Below are 472 nucleotides of genomic sequence, written 5' to 3'. Positions count from 1 at the left end.
CGGTCTTATCGGCGCTGGAGGAGCGGTCACCAGTCGGTGGTGCCATCTGTCGCGATTGATCGGCGGGTGCATGATCGTGGCCGGTGGGGTTGCGCTCGCGGCGCCAGCTTTCGAAGACGAGCACGTGCTGGCGCGCGACAACAGCGAGGTCGCCTGCACAATGTCCAAGTCGGGGCTGACTCGCGTCAGCCTCAAGGACGATCGCTTTGCCAGCGTCTCCAAGCTCACCACCGGCGTCGACAGCGAGGACTTCACCGTCGTCAATGAGCCCAACCGCGGCGATATCTACGTCTCGGTGCCTGAAGGCTACTCCCGCGCGACGGTCTCCTTCTTCGGCACAACGGCAAAAGGCTACGTTTACAAGTTCTCCTGCCGCCTCGCCGGCGACGACGCACAGCAGGTCTTTGTCGAGAACAAGGACGTCGAAACCGAGAAGCAGACGCAGGTCGCTTCCGCGGCGCCGACCCCGCAG

The 472-nt window shown here is 64.0% G+C and carries 1 protein-coding gene; it reads left to right on the top strand.

Annotation, left to right across the window (positions count from 1 at the left end):
* Positions 1-70 precede the first annotated feature (70 nt).
* Positions 71-472, top strand: a 402-nt coding sequence (locus AACY49_RS30740) for a TraK domain-containing protein (RefSeq protein WP_445262689.1), incomplete at its 3' end; no start/stop codon positions are given.

Origin of the sequence: Pseudomonas sp. EL_65y_Pfl2_R96 (assembly GCF_963970905.1) — a bacterium.
In the GTDB taxonomy this organism is placed as follows: domain Bacteria; phylum Pseudomonadota; class Gammaproteobacteria; order Pseudomonadales; family Pseudomonadaceae; genus Aquipseudomonas.
The sequence above is the reverse complement of the archived record's forward strand: the minus strand, read 5'-3'. Positions and strand labels throughout refer to the sequence as shown.